The organism is Bacillus massilinigeriensis (assembly GCF_900117315.1).
GTDB lineage: Bacteria > Bacillota > Bacilli > Bacillales > Cytobacillaceae > Bacillus_BE > Bacillus_BE massilionigeriensis.
The window spans coordinates 1,547,399-1,567,929 of sequence record NZ_LT630337.1; the positions used below are offsets into that span (position 1 = coordinate 1,547,399).

A 20,531-nucleotide genomic window follows, 5' to 3' on the forward strand; every position below is an offset into this window, starting at 1 on the left:
ATCTATTCCCCTCCTTTATCGCGATTTTTAAACCAATCACGAAATCGTTCCTTATTAGGAGCAGGGAAATCTCGAATTTCAGTCCATGCTTTTAATGGACCTGGTCCTTTTGAAATTTTCTCCCCGTCAGTGTATGGATTCATTGCAGCTGGTGCTACCTTTGATCCTATTTTATAAGCAAAGGAGGAAGCAGCTCCAAAGCCAAAGGCCTTCATGAGTAATTTTTCTGAAATCGGTGCACGTCCCTCTTTTTCAACTATTACTTGACGATGCTTATGAAGTAATTCATGTAATGGGATCTTTACTGGGCAAGCCTCCGTACAAGCACCACATAAGGTAGAAGCATAAGGAAGCTCTTTATATTTGTCATATCCAAATAATAATGGAGATAACACGGCTCCTATTGGCCCAGAGTAGACAGAATCATAGGAATGCCCGCCTATATGACGATAAACTGGACAGACATTGACACATGCAGCACATCGTATACATTGAAGGATAGGTTGAAACTCACTGCCCAATATATCCGATCTGCCATTATCTACTATTACAAGATGAAAATCCTCAGGCCCATCAACATCCCCTTCCTCTCTAGGACCCGTGAGCACGGTTACATAGCTGCTTAGCTTTTGACCAACTGCACTTCTCGTAAGCAGAGTTACAAGAATATCTAATTCCTCAAAGGTTGGGACAATTCTTTCCATCCCCATAACGGTAATTTGTGTCTTTGGTAGCGAGGTAGAAAGGTCAGCATTTCCTTCATTTGTTACGATAGTAATGGAGCCTGTTTCAGCAATAGCAAAGTTACATCCTGTGATTCCAACGTCCGCCGTTAAATATTCTGGGCGCAGCATTTTTCGTGCGTGAGCTGTCAGTTCTTCTGGTTTCTCCGTATTTTCATATCCTAACTTTTCTGCAAAAATATCCCTTACTTGCTCTTTGTTTTTATGTATAGCTGGAGCAATTATATGGGAAGGTCGATCATGATTATCCAATTGCAAAATATATTCCCCAAGATCGGTTTCAATTACTTGGCAACCAGTTTTCTCTAAACAAGCATTCAATTCAATTTCTTCCGTCATCATGGATTTGGACTTTACAATTTTTTTTGCGTTTTTCTTTTTTATTACCTCTGTAATATAATTTCTAGCATCCTCAGCCGTTTGGGCAAAAAACACATGCCCTCCTCTTTTAGCAACGTTTTCACTAAGCTGGTTTAAATAGTAATCTAAGTTTTCAAGAACGTGTTTTCGGATTTCCTCTCCATGTGAACGCCATTCTTCCCAATTTCCTATTTCTTCAGCTGCGACTAAACGAAATGATTTCAATCGATCTTGGCCGCTCGCAACTGCTCCGCGCATAAATGACTTTTCTAGTTCCCTTTCCACTCGATTTTTAAAGCTGTTACCCTCAAGTTTCGTCGCCATTAATTTGGTCCCTCCCCTACATGACTTTCTTTCACTTATCCCTCTATTTTATGGCCGACTATTTAAAACCTCAGCTATATGCATAACCTTAATTGGCTTTCCTTTTCTCTCTACTCTACCTCCAATATTCATAAGACAGCCTGTATCAGCACCAATAAGATATTCCGCCTCGGTCTCTTCAATATGCTGAATTTTCTCATCTACAATTTGTTCAGAAATTTGCGACATTTTAACAGAAAAGGTGCCCCCAAAGCCACAGCAATTCTCCTTACCAGGAAGTACGGTATATTCTAACCCCTTAACATTTTTTAATAATATTAGAGGTGCGTCTTTAACCCCTAAGAGACGGGTCATATGACAGGATGGGTGATAGGTGGCACTACCTGTAAAACTTGCACCAACATCTTGGATGTTTAATACCTCAACAATAAATTGTGTTAGTTCAAATGTTTTTTCAGCTAAAGCTTTTGCCTTAGGTTCCCAAATTGGATCCCCTTTAAATATTTTTGGATATTCCTTAAACATATAAGCGCATGAGCCAGAGGGAGAAACGATGTATTCGGCATCATGAAAGGTATCAATCATTTTTTTCATTGCCTCTTTCGTTTCTTTTACGTAACCGCTGTTATACGCCGGTTGTCCACAACAAATTTGTGAATCAGGATACTCTACTTCACACCCAAGGTACTCTAACAACTCCACTGAAGATTTTCCAACATTGCTTTTAAACATATCTACCAAGCAAGTTGCAAAAAGAGTAACTCTCATCCTTTCCATCTCCCCTTTAACTATCAATCTACTATTATAACTTTACGCCTTTCATCCTTTCTATTCAACCTTGTATTTTCAACTGTTTGCACCACTAGTCAAGGCTTTTAACTTCTATGCTTTTTGGGGATAATAAGATATAATAAAATGTTGTTATTTTCTACTCACTATTGTTTCTAAAGGAGTTACCCAATGAACATTATTTGTACTACACTTAACGCAAAATTTATACATACAAATCTTGCAATTCGTTTATTAAAGGCCTATGCGCAACCTGAGTTTGACATTGAATTAACCGAATATACGATTAAAGACCCCGTGATGAATATCGTAACAGATTTGTATAAGAGGAAACCGAATATTATTGGATTCAGCTGTTATATATGGAATATTGAAGAAACGGCAAAGGTTGCCCAAATGCTAAAAAAAATTGACCCTTCTATTTTTATCGTAATAGGAGGGCCGGAAGTAACTTATAATGCCCAGGAATGGTTAGAAAGGGTTGAATATTTTGACGCAATTGTCATTGGTGAAGGAGAAGAACCATTTAAACAATTGCTTCATGAATTAAATAGTGAGCAGAACCTTGAAAAAGTCCGTGGGATAGCCTTTCGCAAGGATGGGCAAATCCATATGAATTTACCACAAAACAAGCTAGATTTACGAAACATTCCTTCCCCATTTCGATTTGAAGAGGATCTTCCTCACCTTTCTAAAAGAATTGTCTATATCGAGACTAGTCGAGGATGTCCATTTACCTGTCAATTTTGCCTATCCTCGATTGAGGTAGGAGTTCGCTATTTTGATAAGGCAAAAGTAAAAGAAGACATTCTGTATTTAATGAAAAATGGGGCAAGGGTGTTTAAATTTGTTGATCGAACCTTTAATATTAGCCGGAGCTATGCTATGGATATGTTTCGTTTCTTAATTGACGAGCATCTTCCCGGAACGGTTTTTCAGTTCGAGATAACTGCAGATATTATGAGACCTGAGGTCATTGAATTTCTAAATAAAGAGGCACCACCTGGGCTTTTCCGTTTTGAAATTGGAGTTCAATCGACCAATGATTATACCAATGAGTTAGTTAAGAGGAAACAGAATTTTGAAAAGCTAACACGAACGGTAACTATGGTAAAAGAGGGCGGAAAGATTGATCAGCATTTAGATTTAATTGCAGGTCTACCTGAAGAGGATTATGATTCATTCAAGAAAACATTTAATGACGTCTTTGCGTTGAGACCTGAAGAGCTCCAACTAGGCTTTTTAAAAATGCTGCGAGGAACTGGCTTAACCCAACAAGCAGATGAATACCAATATGTATATAGTGACTTTCCACCATATGAAATGGTCAGCAATCGCATTCTCCCTTTTAGTGATGTCATTCGTATCAAGCAGGTTGAAGATGTTCTTGAAAAATATTGGAATGACCATCGTATGGATCACACCGTTGAGTATCTAGTTTCAAAGGGATTTGATACTCCATTTAACTTCTTTCAGGATTTTGGTTCCTATTGGGAAGAAATGGGCTGGTCAAGGATTGGTCATCAGCTAGAGGATCTTTTTAGACGTTTATTCGAATTCCTCAAGAGTATAAACTTACCAAACCTTGATATCGTGGAAGGCTTAATGAAACTCGACTATCTCGAAAAGGCAAAATACAAGCCAAGAAAACCTTGGTGGTATAGAAGTTTCGACAAGAAGGATCGATCTGAATTTTACCAATCTCTGATGAACAACCCGTTCCTCCTTGGAGAAGGCTTTGCTAACCTAGGATTATTAGAGAGGGATCTTTATAAGTATACCCTTTTAGAAGAGGTTCCCTTCGATCTATCAGAGTATCTTAAATCAGGAAAAATCATTGAAACACCTTCTTGTTTACTCGCCTACTTTGATAGCAAGAATGAAATAACAACCATCTATAGCTGCATCTTTAGCATGATTAACAAATAAAGATTTCATTTTTGTACCTTGCTGTTCATTAACATTTCAGCAAGGTACAATTCAACTCTAACTTATTTTTTCCTCTTTTTATTTTTTTCTCCAAATTTATTTGCTATGACTGATTCCATTTGCTTTGCAGAATTGACATCTCCAAATTCCATCCCAAATTCAACATTCGCTTGTTCCTTTCCCTTTTTCTTACCCATTTAGGATCGTCCCTCTCTGCCTTTTTTGGAATTGCGATTAGCACCCTTCATTGGATTTTCACCATGTATATATTCAGCAGAGAATTCCGTTTCCTGTAAGTTTTTTCTTGGCGTTTTACTATGCTTTACGGCTGCATCATATTCTGCTTTTCGTTTTGCCATGAAGATCTCCTCCTTACGTGTTTACCTTATTATTTTAAACATTTCAAATCTCAACATGTATTTTACATTGCACCTTATTTTCCCAATCCAATTCAATCATAAAATGTCCATTGCTTCGGATAATATAGTTAAAACACAGTCAAAGGAAGAGGTATATTTGAAGAAGAAAACCTTAAATGTTCAACTAGATATTGATAATACTTTGCCACATCAAATCAATTCTCCAGACTTTAAAGGAACAGGAATGAACATAGAGCCACCTTTTATAAACAAGCACGGTGTAATTATTGGTGATAGTCACTATTCCTCACCTAATTCCCCCTTAGAAAACTGGAATGTAAACACAGATCCTGCAATCATGTCTGGTGATGAATGGGTTCACCCAACAAATGATATTGGTTGGAATACAGAGGAAAACAAAGAGCTACTGGAAGAGAGGAAACTTCCAAAAGGGTACCCTTTCATGCACCAAACGAAAGATGTAAGTCATGGAACGGATTAAAAGAAAAAGGAACAGAGTACCATTATTTATGGCTCTGTTCCTAAAAATTTTATTTATCCAATAATGACTCTTTCCTTTGGATAATGATAATTCACTTTTTTCTCCTTTCCACCCATCATAAAGATAAAGGATGGCAAACCAATTCTTCCAATAAACATTAGAATCATGATCACTATCTTTCCTACCACTGAAAGATCTGCAGTTATCCCCATGGATAACCCGGTTGTTCCAAACGCTGAACACACTTCAAAGAGAAGCTCTAAAAGGGATTGGCTTTCAGTAATGGATAGAACAATAAGGGCTGAAAAACACAGGCAAATAGCCATTAATGAAACAGCTAAAGCCTTCGAAATATCTTCTTCATGCAGCTCCCTATTAAAAATCTTTATATGTCTATTCCCATTTGCAAAATGGTATAAAAATAAAAGGTTTAGAGCAAAAGTTGTTGTTCGAATCCCGCCTCCAACAGAGCTAGGAGATGCTCCAATAAACATCAGAATACACATAATCAACAAAGTGGGATCTGCAAACTGGCTAACATCTATCGTGGACAGGCCCCCACTCCTTGTTGAAGCAGACTGGAAAAACGCATAAAAAAATGTCCGATGCCACACTTGACCTTTCAATGCATGATTAAACTCAAAGATTATTATTACAAGTGTACCAATAACTAATAATCCTAAAAAGGTAATGGAGGTAATCTTCGTAAATAGTGAAAAACGAAAGTTCTGGTTTAGTTGCTGATTACTAAATAAATACTGCTTTAACTCAATTAACACCGGGAATCCGATAGCTCCTAGTGTGATTAACACTATAGTAATCATTTGAACAAAATAGTCTCCCGCATAAGGCTGCATGGATGCACCAGTGAGATCAAAGCCCCCATTTGTTGTAGCACTGACAGAAAGAAACATCCCATGTAGAAAAGCTTCCTTCCAGCTTGGATAAAAGTTGATAAAATAAAAGCCAAGAACTAATGTACCAATAATCTCTATCACAACGATAATCTTTAAGATTTCCTTGATAAGATTAACCAAACCTGACAAGCTAGTCTGATTATGGTCAATCATAATCAATCTTCTTTCTTTAAAACCAATTTTCCGACCAAATATTAGCCAGAAAAAGGTTCCTAAAGTCATAACGCCAATCCCACCAAATTGTAAAATCAGCATGATAGCAAATATTCCAAACAAACTATAGGTTTCTGAAATATTGATTGAAGTTAGACCTGTCACACTTACCGCACTTATTGCAGTAAAAACTGAATCAATAAAAGCCACTTTTACACCAGGTTTATGGACATATGGAATCCTTAAAATCAAAACAGAGATCGATACTGCAATAATATAATAGCCGACAATAACTTGAGCAGGTGTTAATATTTTGATTGCTTTCTTTATCTTTCCCAAATAAAATCCAATCCTTTCGAGACTTACCTATAATAAATATAATGAATATCAACGAATTTTAAAAGCTGAAATTAAATGGCAGAATATTCATTCGATCGAAAAACTAGATTAATTCTTTAAATCTTTTCCACTCATGATTATGTAATTACGTGAAATACTACGACTACAGAGACAACACTCTGTAAAATATATTGAAAATAAGGAGATAAACTCATGGCTAGAAGTTCAAATAAATTATTAGTTCCAGGGATTGAACAATATTTAGACCAAGTGAAATATGAAATTGCACAGGAGTTTGGTGTAAACTTAGGTTCAGATACCGTATCACGTGCAAATGGATCCGTTGGTGGTGAAATCACTAAAAGATTAGTCCAACAAGCTCAAGCTCAACTTTCTGGACAAAATAATAATCAATAAGATGGACAGGAAAAAAGTCCGGCTTAATTGCCGGACCTTTCCTTTAATTATTATTAAAATTATTCTTAGAAGAATGCACTTTTGACTTTTTATTTTTATATTTCTGATCTTTCTGGTAGTAGCCTGAATTTCTTCTTTTAGTACTTTTTTCATTGTTCTCTCTGTTATGTTTCACTTGCTCTCGTTTATTTTTCCATTTCTTCTCAGACTTCTCTTTTTTATTTCCTTGACCATTATTGCTTATACCTTGTTTTGTTCCCTTCGTATCCTTTTCTTTCCTTACTTCCATGAATATATTCTTTTTTGACTTTTCCTTTATTGAGGCATTCTGTAATTCTTTCTTCTTTTTCGTTTCATATTTATTTTTATTTTCATTAATAAGCTTTGATGGATGCTTTACAGCTTTTTCAGTCTTTTGATTGGATTGTTTTTGCACTGAAGGCTTTGATTTTAGTGTTTGTGTGCTCGAACTTGTTGTCTTCTGCTCAATATATTTCCCAGTGGTTAATCCTTGTTTTTTGGCTTTTTCTCTCTCTTCCTGAGTTGCTTCAACGACATTTACATCGATTTTTTCATTTTTAACTTCATTCTTGATATGTTTAATTTGGTTATTTAGCTTGCGGTCAATAACCTTTTCTCTTTTTCCGGCATAAACCTTTGCAATGATTATTTCCTGATTCTTATCCGTAAACCCTTTTTCATCTATTTCACTTAAGATTTTCTTTGTTACTTCTTCGATATTGCTTTTTTTCCAATCCTTAATTTCTTCAATGATTTCTTTTCCTTCATTATTATATGGAATAAGTTCTACAACCTGAAGATCATCATTAACCGCTAATTCAATACTAGGGTTAACGTCGATGGACATATAAGCATATACCTTATTGTCCTGATACATAGGAAGAAAGGTACTAACAGCTAATATTATGGCAAACCCTGCTGCAACCACTGCTTTCCCCTTAAAGGTTTGAAAAAACGGTAGAAATGACCACCTTTTACGTTCTAACTCCATTGGAGAAAAGGAGATTTCTTCGCCAAGGGTGTATGGTCGATTGTGCTTTAAAGCACGCATGAATTCACCATCAGGGGTTAACAATGTTAAAAAACGTTCGTTGATTTCTATTATGATTCCTGTTTTCACGTTTCCAACACCCCTTTAATATAATCCTTAAGATAAATAAAATCACTTATCATAATTAATGATATAGCCATAATATATTTTCGATTTCTCTCTATAGTTTTTCTACTTACATTGACCCTTTTTTCTAACTGCTTAATTGGCAGCTTCTTCTTTTCCACAAATAAAGACTTCATTTCCTCATCATGTACCAATGTTTTTGCAATCATAATTGCATTTATTCTTGCATCCGAATGCTTTGGTGATTGCTCAACCAAATCCTGAAAGGATAATCCATATTGGAGTAGCAATTGAGAAAATTGAACGATTTCATCCTTTCTTTTTGAGTTATCTTCTTTTTCCTGATAATCCTTTATTGATAACTCATCCTCAAAGTATGAATCGCTGCTTTCGTTTTCATGCTGCTCGTTTTTTTTAACAGGCTGATGATTCGTTTGATGTCTTGATTGTCCTCTAATATAATCTATAACTCTTCGTTTAATAACGATTTCCGCAAAACTTAATAAAGAACTTCCTTTATTAGGACTATATTTTTGAATGGCTTCATTAAATGCAATGAGGCCAATACTAAATTCATCATCAGATTCGCTAATATACCTCTTGCAAATAGCAGATACATTTTTTGCAATAAATGGTTTATAGGATTCAATCAATTCGTTTTGTAAACCGACATCACCCTGTTGTATGGAAATTACCTTATTTTCTAAAGTCTTTTCACTTTTTTTAGTTTTGGATAGGAATAATAAACTTAGCAGGTAGCCTCACCTCTCAATCATTACATTCTATCATACGATAATTTGGGCAATTTTTTAAGAGGGGAGGTATTGGAAAGAAGGGCTTAGCTGCTTTCTTTCCATTGCTTATGATCCATATTTTTATTAATGTTTCTCTTGACCATTATGCTTTCCATTGCCTTTTACAGCATGATTATGGGATTGTTGTTGACTCTTATTTCGCTTTTGCTTTTCCATCATTTTCTTGCTTGTTTTCTCTTTTTTTACTTGTTTAATATAGTTCTTTTTTTGTTGCTTGACCTTTTGCTTTATTTCTTTTTTATTGCTTTTCTTTACTTCTTTTGCAGCTTTTTTTACAGCCTTTTTCGTAGCTTTCTTTGAAGAAGTAGAGATTTCTTTTTCTTGTAATGCATCTTGTTTTTTAGTTTCATCTTCAATGGAAACTGTTTGTTGTGATGTTTCAGTGGGTTCAGTTGTTAAAGTAGAAGGAGAAGTTGTTGTTGATCCGTCATTTCCAGGAACTTTTTCCTCCACCTTATTTTCTTGAGAATCCTCATTTATTTCTTTTTTCGCTAATTTTGCTTGTTTTTTCAGAAGCTTTTTATAGGCTTTTTCAATATTTTTTTGCAATGCAGCCTTAGCTGTTGGATTTTTCACCTTGTTCATTGCAGCTGTTAAAGCAACAATATTTTGTGATATTAGAACTTTAACATCATTAACTGATTCTTCTTCCTTATTGATTTCCTGGTCTTTATTTTCCTCTACCGCTTTTTCTTCCTCTGTTGGTACTGGTACAACACTGCCTGTCTCATTTTCATTTGTAGTTGTTTCATCTTTTGTAGATTCTGTTCCTTCTGTATCTGATTTTTCCTGACGATCATTGACAATGCTTTCTGCACTTTTCATATATTCCGTTGCCTTTTGTAAGGTTTCAATTGCCTTTTGCTCATCTCCGGAAGAAAATAAGCTTTCTGCCTCTGCAAGACGTTCAGCTGCATAAGTAGCTAATAGCTTTGCATCATCAACTTTATCAAGTGTAAAAGCTAGTTTAATTTTCTCAAATGCAATTTTTGCAAAATAAAAGAAATGACCTGGTAATAATGATGGTGACTCTAAAGTAGACGGGTTGGTCTGTGAATCTTCATTTAGCTGCACAGATTCATTTTGAGTATTGTCACTTGTATTATCAGCATTCGTATTTGGCATTTCAACTACAGGAAGGTTGTTATCACTTATTGTTTCTTCAGCAAAAGCGAAGGATGGTGAAAATGTGAAGGCACCTGCCATGGCAATGGCTACAGATCCTTTTAATAATTTATTTATATTGTTTTTAGTTAGTTGTTTCATAATTTAAGTTCACCTCATTATTTTTTTAGCGGCCGCTTTCTCACTAAACTTTACGGATGATTATATTTTCTTTGTGGGGGTTTGGATAAAATATTTTTTGAGTTTCTCTATTGAACTTGAATTCCAATTGTAACGGAAGGCATAAAAAAAGCCTTATAAACCGAGAATATATGAACTTTTCTCAGTTTATAAGGTTTAGATTTTTATAGATGACTCTCTGCTTCAACCTGCTTTTTATTTGAAACTAGGAATCCACCACCAGCGATAGCGATTAGAATAACCCAGAATATCAATTTCCATGTGACTGATTCTGGAAAATGCTCATCAATCAATGCAATTTGCGGATGGGCTAATGTCAAAACAGATAGCTTTACACCGACCCAACCAACAATTAAAAAGGCAGCTGTTTCAAGTTGTGGCCTTTTATTAAGCAATGACACAAACCAACTTGCCGCAAATCTCATAATTACTAATCCAACGAAGCCACCGAGAAACATTACTAAGAATTGACCACCGTCAAGTCCACCAATATGAAACCAACCAGATGGGGTTAAAGTTAATGCTAATGCAACAGCGGCAAGCATTGAATCGATTGCAAAGGCAATATCGGCTAGCTCCACTTTTAAAACGGTAAACCAGAAGGATGAAGTTTTGTTTTCGACAGGCTTATGTTCCTTTTCCTTCCCTCTAAATCGAATATACAAATGATGTCCGGTTAAAAAGAGAAGATAAAATGCTCCAAGCGCTTGAACCTGCCATACATCTGCTAAAAATGAAATCATAAATAGGGTGGCAAATCGAAAGATAAAAGCTCCAAACAGGCCATAAAATAAGGCCTTTTTCCTTTTTTTATCTGGCAAGTGTTTAACCATGACTGCCATAACAACAGCGTTATCTGCTGCTAAAATTCCCTCTAAACCTACTAGAACAAGTAATACCCAACCGTATTCTACTAATATTCCCATATCCATGTACTTTCCCCCTCCAATAAATTTTTTATGAATGCTTTGTTGGCAGAGGGCTACATGGGCTTGTTTGGGACATTTTTGCATTAAAAAAGACCTCTGCCAACAGGCAAAGGTCTTGCAAGACATTAGTAAATGCCAACAAAGCCGATGGATTATGTATCCACGAATTGACGACTTTGTTTTAGGTTTCCCTAAAAGCTACTCCCCTTTGATAAAAGGATTGGATTTATTAAGTTGTATTTATTGTATAATATCCTTGGAATTTATTCAAGGAAATATATGATTATCCATTAAAGAAATCACTAATTATAACATTACTTTGCATTATTGATAATTGTCCATTGGATTAAAGAGATGGACATCTGGATTCTTTTCCTGGAACCATCTTAATGCAAAATCATTTTCAAATAAAAACACTTTTTTATCATAACGATCATTTACGAGTAAACTTCTAGAGCTGGACAAATTCTCATTGACCTCATCCTTTTCGACCCAACGAGTAATTTTTGAGCCTAATCTTTCCATTAGAACTTCAACATTGTATTCATTCTTCATCCGATGCTCAAACACTTCGAATTGAAGCTGCCCAACAGCTCCAAGTAAGTATTCTTCCGTTTTTACCGTTTTGAATAACTGAATAGCTCCTTCTTGGACTAACTGTTGAATTCCTTTATGAAAATGCTTTTGTTTCATGACATTTTTAGCAGTTACACGAACAAATAGCTCAGGTGTAAATTGAGGGAGACGCTCATATTGGAATGAGTTTTTTCCAACCGTTAATGTGTCACCTATTTGGTAGGTACCTGGATCATAAAGTCCAATGATATCTCCACTTACGGCTTCATCCACCGTGCTGCGATCATCCGCCATAAATTGGGTAGATTGAGCTAGTTTTATTTGTTTACCTATCCTCGGAATATTGACTGTCATCCCTCGTTCAAATTTACCAGAGCAAACTCGAAGAAAGGCAATACGATCGCGGTGAGCTGGATTCATATTAGCTTGAATCTTGAAAATAAAGCCTGAAAACTCCTCTGATAATGGATCGATATCTCCTTCAGATGATTGACGCGGCTGTGGAGAAGGTGCAAATTGTAAATAGGTCTCTAAGAAGGTTTGCACCCCAAAGTTTGTTAAAGCACTACCAAAGAATACTGGAGTTAATGATCCATCTTTTATCCTTTCTTCAGAAAAATCATTTCCAGCCTCATTCAACAGCATAATCTCTTCTAACGTTTGATCGTATAAGGAAGAAACCTTCAAAGGATGATCCCTTTCAATTTCCCCATCTTCATTTAATGAAATATAACGATCACTCTCATCTACTCTGAATTGCTCTATCCGATTATAGAAGCGGTCATATATACCTAAAAACTCTTTTCCCATTCCAATTGGCCAATTCATTGGATAGGATTCAATGTTCATAACCTCTTCTAATTCAGCTAGTAGTTCCAATGGTGGTCTACCTTGGCGATCCAGCTTATTAATAAATGTAAAAATTGGGATTCCTCTCATACGACATACCTTAAATAGCTTTAATGTTTGTTCCTCAATCCCTTTTGCAGAGTCAATAATCATGACCGCACTATCGACAGCTGTTAAGGTACGATAAGTATCCTCACTAAAGTCTTGATGTCCAGGGGTATCCAATATATTCACACGACATCCGTGATAATCAAATTGCATTACACTTGATGTAACAGAAATTCCTCTCTGCTTTTCTATTTCCATCCAATCGCTTGTTGCATATTTTCCTGTTTTCTTCCCCTTTACTGTTCCGGCGTCACGTATTGCTCCACCGAATAACAACAATTTTTCTGTTAATGTCGTTTTACCCGCGTCAGGGTGGGAAATAATTGCAAACGTTCGACGAGATAAAACTTCCTCTTTAAAATTTTTTGCCATATATTTCTTATCCTCTCTTCATGCAAACAATAATCATACGCATTTTTAATCTTATCTTTCTCGTGGAAAGTTTGCAATGTTGGTTTAATGAATTTCCTATAGTACTTGAAAAAATTTTTATCCAATTTATAAAATGGATGGTCATAAGTGCAAAAAAGAAAGGAGGCCTAGTTTGACCTCCCCCCTTCTATTTGTATTGTAAGATAACATCCTCTAATGGCAATCTTGTCGTTTGAAATGCTGATGCATCAGCTTTTCCAAGCGAAATTAACACTACAGGGAAAAATCGCTCATCGACGTTAAACTTTTCAATAAATTTCTCTTTATCAAACCCACCCATAATTACTGTATCATAGCCCCGTTCTTTGGCAATCAAAGTCAATTGCATGGTAACAAGTCCGCAGTCAAAGGATGAGATATTTTTACGGGCTTCCTCAGATGCATGTGGATAAGTATTATTGGTGCTGGCAATTAATCGATTCATATTGGCTTCATCCATGAATCCTGCTTCATAGGCACTTCTATATACCTTTTCCACACTTTTATACATTTCCTTGTCACCTAAAACAGCAATAACTGCTGAAGCTGTTTCAACTTGCTCTTGATTATTGGCGATCGCTCTAAGTTCTTTCTTTGTCTCTTGATCTTGAATCACAATAAAGCGCCAAGATTGAAGGTTACTTGATGAAGGGGCTAAAGTTGCTTCTTTTAGCATATCTTCTATTTCCTTTCTAGAAATAGAAAATTGTGAGTCATATTTTCTGACAGAATGACGTTTTTTTATTACCTCTGATAACGTTTGATTCGCTACAGTTGTCACTTCGGATGCCTCCCTAGTATCGTTAACTTACCTTTAGTAATCACATTACATTCTTACATTACACAGTTTCCCTTGGCAAGTCAAGATTAATGACTATACTACTATAAGAATAAACGTACTACTAACGCTAAATGACATAAGGTATTATTTATTGTTTGAAAATGGCTATGTAATCATACTTACTAAATCCTGAAGTGAAAATGATTAGCAATAGTCCCAATTGAAGATCAAATATGAACATGACCATGTTAGATAATTTCAAAAAAAGTATTATTCTGACATACGAAAAAAGCAGGGGTTGCCCCTGCCTCTTTTCTAATCTTCTTACCACTTAAAGCATGCTGCCCCTACAATAATGAGAAGGATAAATAATACAACGATTAGCGCAAAAGCACCACCGCCACCAAATCCATAGCCACCATAACAGCAGCCACCGTAGCCCCCCCAGCCATGACCATATCCGTAACCAAATGGCATAATTAAACCCCCTTATTTATTATTAGCAAAATCCTCCGTATCCCCATGAAGCACCAATTATAATTAAAAGGATAAACAAAACCACCAATAAAGCAAAACCAGCATTATATCCTGCTACTCCTGACATGCTCATACCTCCTTAATTGATTTCCCTATATCCTATTCCGTACACCCAGTATTTGCGATAGACAAACACACATTTTTCCGCAACCACCTATCTTTTACAATTTTTAAGAATAATGCAATTTTTATTCATTTAATGCATATGTTTATCAAGGGAAAAAGAGATTTACAGGGGGAAAAGGATAAAAATGAATAGGTCTGATCGTCACATTAATAACAAGAAACTCATTTACCAAAGATTTTCCTTAAACTTGACCATTGTTATAGTCATTATTGGATTTTTTTCTATTCATCTTTATTTACAAAGCTTAATCAAAATTGAAGCTCCAAATAAAGAGCTGGGCAGAAAAGTCATTGTTGAGATGCCTAATGGGAAAGATATATATACTTATGAAAAGTTAATTGTTAAGAAGGAAGGAAAAGTCCTATATAAGGGAGAACGAAACACGATCGATTTAACAGGGGGAAAAATCATTTATAATAATTGGAAATAGGGCAGGAAGATCCCTGCCCTATTCTTGTGTACTATAATTTAAAATTAGTTGGAATAATATTTGCTTTTCTCAAAGTGTCAAAAACAATGACAATAGCCGGACCTACAAATAAACCAATAAATCCAAGGATTTTAAACCCAAGGTAAAGGCTAATAAGAGAGGCTAGAGCAGAAATACCTAAATTGGATGCATAAACCTTTGGTTCAATTATCCTCCTTACAACCGTTATGATAGCAAATAGAATGATTAAACCAACTCCGAATAGCTCTCTTTGCTGTAAAATGGCAACTACACCCCATGGTACAAGAACCGAACCAGTACCCAAAATTGGAAGAATATCAACAACAACAATTAACAACGATAGAAGCACAACATGTGAGGCTTTAAGAATGGAAAGCCCGGCAAATGCAAGAATGAATGTTAATAAGCTGAAGATAATCTGCGCTTTAACAAAACCAACTCCAGCTTTTGTTAATTGATTTAGTACCAGAGATACTTTCTTTTTTGTTTCTAAGGTTAAATGGTCTTTAATATTGTTCTTTATTTTCTGCAACTCTAAACTAAATAAAAATAATGCAACCAAATATATAATAAATTCAATTAGAAATCCAGGAATAGCTGTCACTAAATTGATCATTGCTTGGAGGATACCCTGTAGAAAGGAGTCTAAAGAGTTTACGGCATTTTCAATCGTTTTCTCCGTAGATGTGATTACTTCCGTTGGGAGAGTTTCTGAATATTTTTCCCATTTTCTAATTAATGGCAATATGGCAGTGACATAAAAATCTTTGACAAAGGTTGGTGTATTTTGAGAAAGATTTATTATCTGCTTAACAATAGTAGCAAATAAGTTATAACCTAATATCATCAGAGCAATAATATAAGACAGGAAGGTAGCAATAACCGCCTGTAGACGACTGAATTTGAATCTTTTTTGAAACCATCCAACTAATCCCTCAAGCAAGACCGCTGTAGCTAATGCAAAAATTAACGGCAGCCCGTAAGGTATTATTAAAAATACTATTACAATTGAAACTAAAATAATAATTCTTTTTTTCCACATGATGATACCCCTCTGTGAATCTCAGTTCCTTATTATTTATTGTAACATTAATTCATTACTAGACGTTGAATAATATGTAAAAAAGTTTTCTTATTTTCTACCAAAAGTAATGTGGGGCTGCCAATATGTCAGCCCCACTAGTAATTGGATGTTTAGAACCATCCACCATAGCCATATGGATAATATGGATAACCATATCCGTAATACGGTGGAGCGATCAAGGAGCCAGCAGCAAGACCTCCTAAGAAACCTAACGGAAATCCAAAACCAAACCCAAATGGTCTTCCGAAGCCAAACCCAAATGGTCTTCCGAAGCCAAATGGTCTTCCAAACCCGAATGGTCTACCGAAACCGAAACCAAAGGGTCTTCCAAAACCAAACCCGAATGGTCTTCTTAACATTGCTTCATCGGCAAAATCAGGATTCATTAAATCTGAATAATATGGCATGCTTGAATTCATACATATCCTCCTCAATTCATTCTAAGTTTTAATTACACTAAAAGAATATGCATTTTTTAGGAAAAGGCTTGGGCACTTGCCTGATTTCGCATGGTCAATCTTAGAGAAAAGAGCAAATTTCCATTCCAATTCTTAAGTAATAAACTGATAATTATCCTTACATAAAAAACTACAATAAACTTAAAGTTTTATTGTAGTTTTTCTATCAATTTTCGTGTTAAAATAATACTCTATTGTCACAATGCCGTTCTCTGATGCTATTTCTCTACTCCAATTAGAGAATTACATCGTAAGAGAACGGTTTATTTTATTCCTTCTTGAACTTCTTTTACCATCTCTGCTACAGATATTAACCCACCACCCGATAAATACCAATAATTTGGATTAAGATAATAAATTTGACCATTTTTATACGCATTTGTTTTCTTCACTAAGTCATTTTCAATAACTTCTTTTGCACTTGCGCCATTTTCTCCTTGACTTACAACAGCATCACGATCGACAACATAGAGAATATCTGGATTCTTTTCAACGATAAATTCAACGGAAATCTTTGTTCCATGAACAGCAGCAGCATCTAGTTCTTCAGTTACAGGTTTAACTCCCAAAACATCATGAATGATTCCAAATCTTGAGCCTGGGCCATAAGCAGAAATTTTCCCACCTGTTACAAGGGTAATTAAAGCTTTGCTTTCAGTTTCAGATACATGCTCCTTTAAACTATTAATAGAGTTTTCAATAGCAGTTAACTCCTTACTTGCTTCAGTTTTCTTCCCAAAAATTTCTGCAATAATATTTACATTTGATTTAAATGATTCAAGATATTTCTTAGTGTCAACACCCAGATAGATGGTTGGTGCAATTTCAGCAAATTGATCATATGAATCTTGTTGTCTCCCAGAAATGATAATTAAATTTGGTTCCATTTCTTTAATTGCTTCAAAATCAGGCTCCATTAATCCCCCAGCATTTTTGTATTTATCATCTTTGTATTTATCTAAATAGGCTGGTAGATTTTGTTTTGGTACACCTGTTACTTCAACTCCAAGCTTATCTAATGTATCTAATGCTCCAAAGTCAAATACAACAACCTTCTCTGGATTTTTTTCTACTTCTGTCTCACCAAGTTGGTGTTTAACAGTTATGACTTCTTTACCTTTTTTCTTTTCTGAGTCTCCTGTGCTTGATTGACTACTTGAACCACAGGCAGCGGTAAATATAGCCACTACTGCAATAAGAATCATTAAGGATAATTTCCTTTTCATTTCTACACCTCATTAAAATATTTTTTATATAAAGTTATTTTTGGATGTCCTTTTTGAATTAACCTTGAAGCATTAAAAGTGAAAATGAGAATATTTTATCGGGCCCACTCATTTTATACTTTTAAGCTGCCATTCTTACTTATGCTCAAATTTAGACTCCTAAATAACTTCTTACAAAGGAAATAGATATGAATTATGCATAATATACACATATTTTGTTCTCATTGAAATTCTCAATAGCAATATCCATATCATAAATATTTTTCAGTACGGAGTGGCTGATTATTTCTTCTGTCGGACCTTCATGTATGACCTTACCATTCTTTAAGGCAACTATATAATCGGAATAACAGGAAGCAAAATTTATGTCATGAATGACGATGATGACGGTTTTACCTAATTCATCTGTTAATCTTCTTAACACCTTCATAATTTGAACAGAATGCTTCATATCCAGGTTATTTAGTGGTTCATCTAGTAATATATAATCTGTATTTTGTGCGATGGTCATGGCAATATATGCTCTTTGCTGTTGGCCTCCACTTAATTGGTCCAAATATTTATGTTGAATCTCCCTAAGTTCCATATAATCAATTGCCTGTTCCACATATCTTATGTCTTCTTTCATGAGCCTCCCCTGTGAATAAGGAAAGCGACCGAAAGAAACTAATTCGCGAACCGTCAATCTGACATTTAAATGATTAGACTGCTTTAGAATGGAAATTTTTTTCGCTAGTTCATTACTTTTACATTGACCAATTTCCATACCATCGATATAAATCTCCCCTGAATCCTTTTGAATTAGGCGACTGATCATTGATAATAATGTGCTCTTTCCAGCACCGTTTGGTCCAATAAAAGATGTGATGTTTCCTTTATTAATTTGTAATGAAACATTTTCAATGACATTTTTATTCCCATATTTTTTCGTAACATTTCTCACATTTACCATTGCTTACTCTCCTTTAATAGAAGGTAGATGAAGTACACTCCACCAATGAAATTTATGATTACACTCAAGGTTGTCGAAAATGTAAACACTCTCTCAACGATTAACTGACCACCTACTAAAGCAATGACAGCAATGAATATGGAACTAGTAATTATGTAGGAATGTTTATATGTTTTCATAAATTGATAGCTGATGTTGACAACCAATAATCCTAAAAATGTAATAGGACCGACTAATGCAGTAGCAATTGAGATGAATATTGATACGAGAATTAATAATTGTTTAACCACAAGATCATAGTTCACTCCAAGGTTAATCGCTTGATCTCTACCAAGTGAAAGTACATCGAGAAATTTTATTTTTCTAATGAAGTAAATTACCACTATTAATATTGTTATGATTGAAACAAAAAGGAGATCAACATTCACATTATTAAAGCTTGCAAACATCCTATCCTGAATTACGAGAAATTCGTTTGGATCAATGATAACCTGCATAAAGGAGGAGAAGCTTTCGAATAGTGTCCCCATAATAAAGCCTACAAGGAGAAGAAAGTATATATTTTGCCCTTCCCTTTTAAACAAGATTTTATAAAGTAGGCCTGCAAATAATATCATAGCTCCGACAGATATCAAGAAGTTCGCATTTTTATTCGCAATTATTAGATTATTTGATCCGAATATGAATATTAGAATGGTTTGGATTAACATATAGAGAGAATCTAAGCCAATGATACTCGGTGTCAATATTCTGTTATTTGTTATGGTTTGAAAAACAACGGTTGCAAAAGCAATACATCCTCCAGTTAGAACAATGGCCAATATTTTATATGTACGCTTCGTTAGTGCGTATTCCCAATAGTCCCCTAATTCTGTAAATAAAAAGAGGGAAATCAGCACAATACTTACAAGGAACAACACTACTAATTTTGTTTTTTTATGCATTTGCTTTGCTCCTAAATAATAAGTAAAGAAAGAACCCACTACCAATTACCCCTACTGTTAAACCAATAGGTATTTCATATGGAAAGATAATGATCCTCCCCAATATGTCACAAAAAAGCAAGAACACTGCTCCTAGGAGGGCTGTATGGGGTAGATTTTTCTTTAAATTATCTCCTTGATAGATGGAAACCATGTTCGGTACAACTAATCCTAGAAAGGGGATTGCCCCAACTGTTAATAAGACAACGGTTGTAGAAATCGCAACAATTACAAGTCCAAGATTGACAACAAACTTATAATTTAGTCCTAGATTAATAGCAAATTCTTCACCCATTCCAGCAACTGTAAACTTATTGGCAAATAGATAAGATAAAATCATTAATGGGATGCTGATATAAATCATTTCATATCTTCCAGACATAACCATGGAAAAATCACCATGGAGCCATGATGAGATACTTTGAATTAAATCATGCTTATAAGCAAAAAAGGTGGTGATTGAATGAATAATACTTCCAAACATCAACCCTACAAGAGGGATAAAAACAGCATCCTTATATTTGATTTTTTCTAAAAGCCTCATAAATAAGAACGTACCTGCAAGTGAAAAGATCGTGGATACAATCAACTTTTCCATCATTGTTGCCGAGGAGAAAAGAATCAAAGAAACAAGAATACCTAGTCTGGCTGAGTCTATTGTTCCTGAAGTTGTTGGTGAAACAAACTTATTTCGACTTAGCTGCTGCATAATTAGTCCACATACACTCATGGTTACGCCAGAAATGATGATAGACATTAAGCGCGGAATTCTAGTCATTGCTAATATTTGTAGTTGTTCTTCATTTAAGTGAAAAAGGTCATTGAAAGAAATATCAGATACACCGATAAAAATAGAACTGATGGAAAGAACAATTAATATAAGGAATAAATATGTTTTTCTCATGACTAACCATGCCGCCCTTTAACGCTTGAATTTAATGTAAATTTTTGGTTTCTTAATTAACAATG

General features: G+C 35.1%; 23 protein-coding genes. 4 read left to right on the top strand and 19 right to left on the bottom strand.

Going from position 1 to position 20,531, the window contains the following annotated elements:
• Positions 1–2: 2 nt before the first annotated feature.
• Positions 3–1,427 carry a LutB/LldF family L-lactate oxidation iron-sulfur protein gene (locus BQ6100_RS07765; protein ID WP_075981131.1) on the bottom strand — a complete coding sequence of 475 codons (1,425 nt, stop codon included), beginning with the start codon at positions 1,425–1,427 and terminating at the stop codon, positions 3–5.
• 48 nt (positions 1,428–1,475) lie between these two features.
• Positions 1,476–2,195, bottom strand: a complete 720-nt coding sequence (locus BQ6100_RS07770; protein ID WP_075981132.1) for a (Fe-S)-binding protein — start codon at positions 2,193–2,195, stop codon at positions 1,476–1,478.
• 192 nt (positions 2,196–2,387) lie between these two features.
• Between BQ6100_RS07770 and BQ6100_RS07775 the strand changes: the two genes are divergently transcribed.
• Positions 2,388–4,145 carry a B12-binding domain-containing radical SAM protein gene (locus BQ6100_RS07775; RefSeq protein ID WP_075981133.1) on the top strand — a complete coding sequence of 586 codons (1,758 nt, stop codon included), beginning with the start codon at positions 2,388–2,390 and terminating at the stop codon, positions 4,143–4,145.
• Positions 4,146–4,207: 62 nt separating this feature from the next.
• On the opposite strand, the gene BQ6100_RS21825 is transcribed toward BQ6100_RS07775, so the two are convergent.
• Entirely contained in the window at positions 4,208–4,342 is a 135-nt protein-coding gene (locus BQ6100_RS21825) for a hypothetical protein (RefSeq protein ID WP_261798573.1), read from the bottom strand.
• Positions 4,343–4,504 (bottom strand): hypothetical protein, encoded by a 162-nt coding sequence (locus BQ6100_RS21425; protein ID WP_097677904.1) that lies wholly within the window; start codon positions 4,502–4,504, stop codon positions 4,343–4,345.
• 103 nt (positions 4,505–4,607) lie between these two features.
• Here BQ6100_RS21425 and BQ6100_RS07780 point away from each other — a divergent pair, with 103 nt between their 5' ends.
• Positions 4,608–5,006, top strand: a complete 399-nt coding sequence (locus BQ6100_RS07780) for a DUF3905 domain-containing protein (RefSeq protein ID WP_084780547.1) — start codon at positions 4,608–4,610, stop codon at positions 5,004–5,006.
• Between the two features lie 53 nt (positions 5,007–5,059).
• Here BQ6100_RS07780 and BQ6100_RS07785 read toward each other — a convergent pair whose 3' ends face one another.
• Entirely contained in the window at positions 5,060–6,415 is a 1,356-nt protein-coding gene (locus BQ6100_RS07785) for a TrkH family potassium uptake protein (protein WP_075981135.1), read from the bottom strand.
• Between the two features lie 213 nt (positions 6,416–6,628).
• Between BQ6100_RS07785 and BQ6100_RS07790 the strand changes: the two genes are divergently transcribed.
• On the top strand, positions 6,629–6,832 hold the full coding sequence (locus tag BQ6100_RS07790; protein ID WP_075981136.1) for an alpha/beta-type small acid-soluble spore protein: 204 nt from the start codon (positions 6,629–6,631) through the stop codon (positions 6,830–6,832).
• A gap of 43 nt (positions 6,833–6,875) precedes the next feature.
• Here BQ6100_RS07790 and BQ6100_RS07795 read toward each other — a convergent pair whose 3' ends face one another.
• The 8 genes from BQ6100_RS07795 to BQ6100_RS07830 form a co-directional block, all read right to left on the bottom strand.
• Positions 6,876–7,973: an anti-sigma factor domain-containing protein gene (locus tag BQ6100_RS07795; protein ID WP_075981137.1), complete on the bottom strand. Its 1,098-nt coding sequence runs from the start codon at positions 7,971–7,973 to the stop codon at positions 6,876–6,878.
• The gene (sigI, locus tag BQ6100_RS07800; protein WP_075981138.1) at positions 7,970–8,725 is read right to left on the bottom strand and encodes an RNA polymerase sigma factor SigI; all 756 of its coding nucleotides are present in this window, start codon (positions 8,723–8,725) and stop codon (positions 7,970–7,972) included. The genes BQ6100_RS07795 and sigI overlap by 4 nt, the downstream gene beginning before the upstream one ends.
• Before the next feature lie 123 nt (positions 8,726–8,848).
• Positions 8,849–10,051, bottom strand: coding sequence for a DUF5667 domain-containing protein (locus BQ6100_RS07805; protein WP_075981139.1), 1,203 nt, complete (start codon positions 10,049–10,051; stop codon positions 8,849–8,851).
• A 203-nt stretch (positions 10,052–10,254) separates the two neighbouring features.
• The gene (locus BQ6100_RS07810; RefSeq protein ID WP_075981140.1) at positions 10,255–11,022 is read right to left on the bottom strand and encodes a TerC family protein; all 768 of its coding nucleotides are present in this window, start codon (positions 11,020–11,022) and stop codon (positions 10,255–10,257) included.
• 321 nt (positions 11,023–11,343) lie between these two features.
• Positions 11,344–12,924: a peptide chain release factor 3 gene (locus BQ6100_RS07815; RefSeq protein ID WP_075981141.1), complete on the bottom strand. Its 1,581-nt coding sequence runs from the start codon at positions 12,922–12,924 to the stop codon at positions 11,344–11,346.
• 187 nt (positions 12,925–13,111) lie between these two features.
• Positions 13,112–13,744 carry a nitroreductase family protein gene (locus BQ6100_RS07820; protein ID WP_075981142.1) on the bottom strand — a complete coding sequence of 211 codons (633 nt, stop codon included), beginning with the start codon at positions 13,742–13,744 and terminating at the stop codon, positions 13,112–13,114.
• 324 nt (positions 13,745–14,068) lie between these two features.
• The gene (locus BQ6100_RS07825; RefSeq protein WP_075981143.1) at positions 14,069–14,221 is read right to left on the bottom strand and encodes a YjcZ family sporulation protein; all 153 of its coding nucleotides are present in this window, start codon (positions 14,219–14,221) and stop codon (positions 14,069–14,071) included.
• 22 nt (positions 14,222–14,243) lie between these two features.
• A complete protein-coding gene (locus BQ6100_RS07830; RefSeq protein WP_075981144.1) occupies positions 14,244–14,348 on the bottom strand; it encodes a YjcZ family sporulation protein in 105 nt (34 codons plus the stop codon).
• A 184-nt stretch (positions 14,349–14,532) separates the two neighbouring features.
• On the opposite strand from BQ6100_RS07830, the gene BQ6100_RS07835 reads away from it, so the two are divergent.
• Positions 14,533–14,838 carry a hypothetical protein gene (locus BQ6100_RS07835; protein WP_075981145.1) on the top strand — a complete coding sequence of 102 codons (306 nt, stop codon included), beginning with the start codon at positions 14,533–14,535 and terminating at the stop codon, positions 14,836–14,838.
• 31 nt (positions 14,839–14,869) lie between these two features.
• On the opposite strand, the gene ytvI is transcribed toward BQ6100_RS07835, so the two are convergent.
• The 6 genes from ytvI to BQ6100_RS07865 form a co-directional block, all read right to left on the bottom strand.
• Positions 14,870–15,901, bottom strand: coding sequence for a sporulation integral membrane protein YtvI (ytvI, locus tag BQ6100_RS07840; protein WP_075981146.1), 1,032 nt, complete (start codon positions 15,899–15,901; stop codon positions 14,870–14,872).
• Positions 15,902–16,053: 152 nt separating this feature from the next.
• Positions 16,054–16,302: a hypothetical protein gene (locus BQ6100_RS07845; RefSeq protein WP_390622437.1), complete on the bottom strand. Its 249-nt coding sequence runs from the start codon at positions 16,300–16,302 to the stop codon at positions 16,054–16,056.
• Between the two features lie 362 nt (positions 16,303–16,664).
• Entirely contained in the window at positions 16,665–17,627 is a 963-nt protein-coding gene (locus BQ6100_RS07850) for a siderophore ABC transporter substrate-binding protein (RefSeq protein ID WP_075981147.1), read from the bottom strand.
• Positions 17,628–17,820: 193 nt separating this feature from the next.
• Positions 17,821–18,579 (bottom strand): iron ABC transporter ATP-binding protein, encoded by a 759-nt coding sequence (locus tag BQ6100_RS07855; RefSeq protein WP_075981148.1) that lies wholly within the window; start codon positions 18,577–18,579, stop codon positions 17,821–17,823.
• Positions 18,573–19,523 carry an iron chelate uptake ABC transporter family permease subunit gene (locus tag BQ6100_RS07860; RefSeq protein WP_075981149.1) on the bottom strand — a complete coding sequence of 317 codons (951 nt, stop codon included), beginning with the start codon at positions 19,521–19,523 and terminating at the stop codon, positions 18,573–18,575. The genes BQ6100_RS07855 and BQ6100_RS07860 overlap by 7 nt, the downstream gene beginning before the upstream one ends.
• Positions 19,516–20,466 carry an ABC transporter permease gene (locus BQ6100_RS07865; protein WP_075981150.1) on the bottom strand — a complete coding sequence of 317 codons (951 nt, stop codon included), beginning with the start codon at positions 20,464–20,466 and terminating at the stop codon, positions 19,516–19,518. The genes BQ6100_RS07860 and BQ6100_RS07865 overlap by 8 nt, the downstream gene beginning before the upstream one ends.
• Between the last annotated feature and the right edge of the window lie 65 nt (positions 20,467–20,531).

What these genes read in the sequence shown, in the direction of transcription:
- BQ6100_RS07765 (WP_075981131.1), bottom strand. Translation starts at nt 1,427, where the DNA reads ATGGCGACGAAACTTGAGGGTAACAGCTTTAAAAATCGAGTGGAAAGG.
- BQ6100_RS07770 (WP_075981132.1), bottom strand. Translation starts at nt 2,195, where the DNA reads ATGAGAGTTACTCTTTTTGCAACTTGCTTGGTAGATATGTTTAAAAGC.
- BQ6100_RS07775 (WP_075981133.1), top strand. Translation starts at nt 2,388, where the DNA reads ATGAACATTATTTGTACTACACTTAACGCAAAATTTATACATACAAAT.
- BQ6100_RS21825 (WP_261798573.1), bottom strand. Translation starts at nt 4,342, where the DNA reads ATGGGTAAGAAAAAGGGAAAGGAACAAGCGAATGTTGAATTTGGGATG.
- BQ6100_RS21425 (WP_097677904.1), bottom strand. Translation starts at nt 4,504, where the DNA reads ATGGCAAAACGAAAAGCAGAATATGATGCAGCCGTAAAGCATAGTAAA.
- BQ6100_RS07780 (WP_084780547.1), top strand. Translation starts at nt 4,608, where the DNA reads ATGTCCATTGCTTCGGATAATATAGTTAAAACACAGTCAAAGGAAGAG.
- BQ6100_RS07790 (WP_075981136.1), top strand. Translation starts at nt 6,629, where the DNA reads ATGGCTAGAAGTTCAAATAAATTATTAGTTCCAGGGATTGAACAATAT.
- BQ6100_RS07805 (WP_075981139.1), bottom strand. Translation starts at nt 10,051, where the DNA reads ATGAAACAACTAACTAAAAACAATATAAATAAATTATTAAAAGGATCT.
- BQ6100_RS07810 (WP_075981140.1), bottom strand. Translation starts at nt 11,022, where the DNA reads ATGGATATGGGAATATTAGTAGAATACGGTTGGGTATTACTTGTTCTA.
- BQ6100_RS07815 (WP_075981141.1), bottom strand. Translation starts at nt 12,924, where the DNA reads ATGGCAAAAAATTTTAAAGAGGAAGTTTTATCTCGTCGAACGTTTGCA.
- BQ6100_RS07825 (WP_075981143.1), bottom strand. Translation starts at nt 14,221, where the DNA reads ATGCCATTTGGTTACGGATATGGTCATGGCTGGGGGGGCTACGGTGGC.
- BQ6100_RS07830 (WP_075981144.1), bottom strand. Translation starts at nt 14,348, where the DNA reads ATGTCAGGAGTAGCAGGATATAATGCTGGTTTTGCTTTATTGGTGGTT.
- BQ6100_RS07835 (WP_075981145.1), top strand. Translation starts at nt 14,533, where the DNA reads ATGAATAGGTCTGATCGTCACATTAATAACAAGAAACTCATTTACCAA.
- ytvI (WP_075981146.1), bottom strand. Translation starts at nt 15,901, where the DNA reads ATGTGGAAAAAAAGAATTATTATTTTAGTTTCAATTGTAATAGTATTT.
- BQ6100_RS07845 (WP_390622437.1), bottom strand. Translation starts at nt 16,302, where the DNA reads ATGTTAAGAAGACCATTCGGGTTTGGTTTTGGAAGACCCTTTGGTTTC.
- BQ6100_RS07850 (WP_075981147.1), bottom strand. Translation starts at nt 17,627, where the DNA reads ATGAAAAGGAAATTATCCTTAATGATTCTTATTGCAGTAGTGGCTATA.
- BQ6100_RS07855 (WP_075981148.1), bottom strand. Translation starts at nt 18,579, where the DNA reads ATGGTAAATGTGAGAAATGTTACGAAAAAATATGGGAATAAAAATGTC.
- BQ6100_RS07860 (WP_075981149.1), bottom strand. Translation starts at nt 19,523, where the DNA reads ATGCATAAAAAAACAAAATTAGTAGTGTTGTTCCTTGTAAGTATTGTG.
- BQ6100_RS07865 (WP_075981150.1), bottom strand. Translation starts at nt 20,466, where the DNA reads ATGAGAAAAACATATTTATTCCTTATATTAATTGTTCTTTCCATCAGT.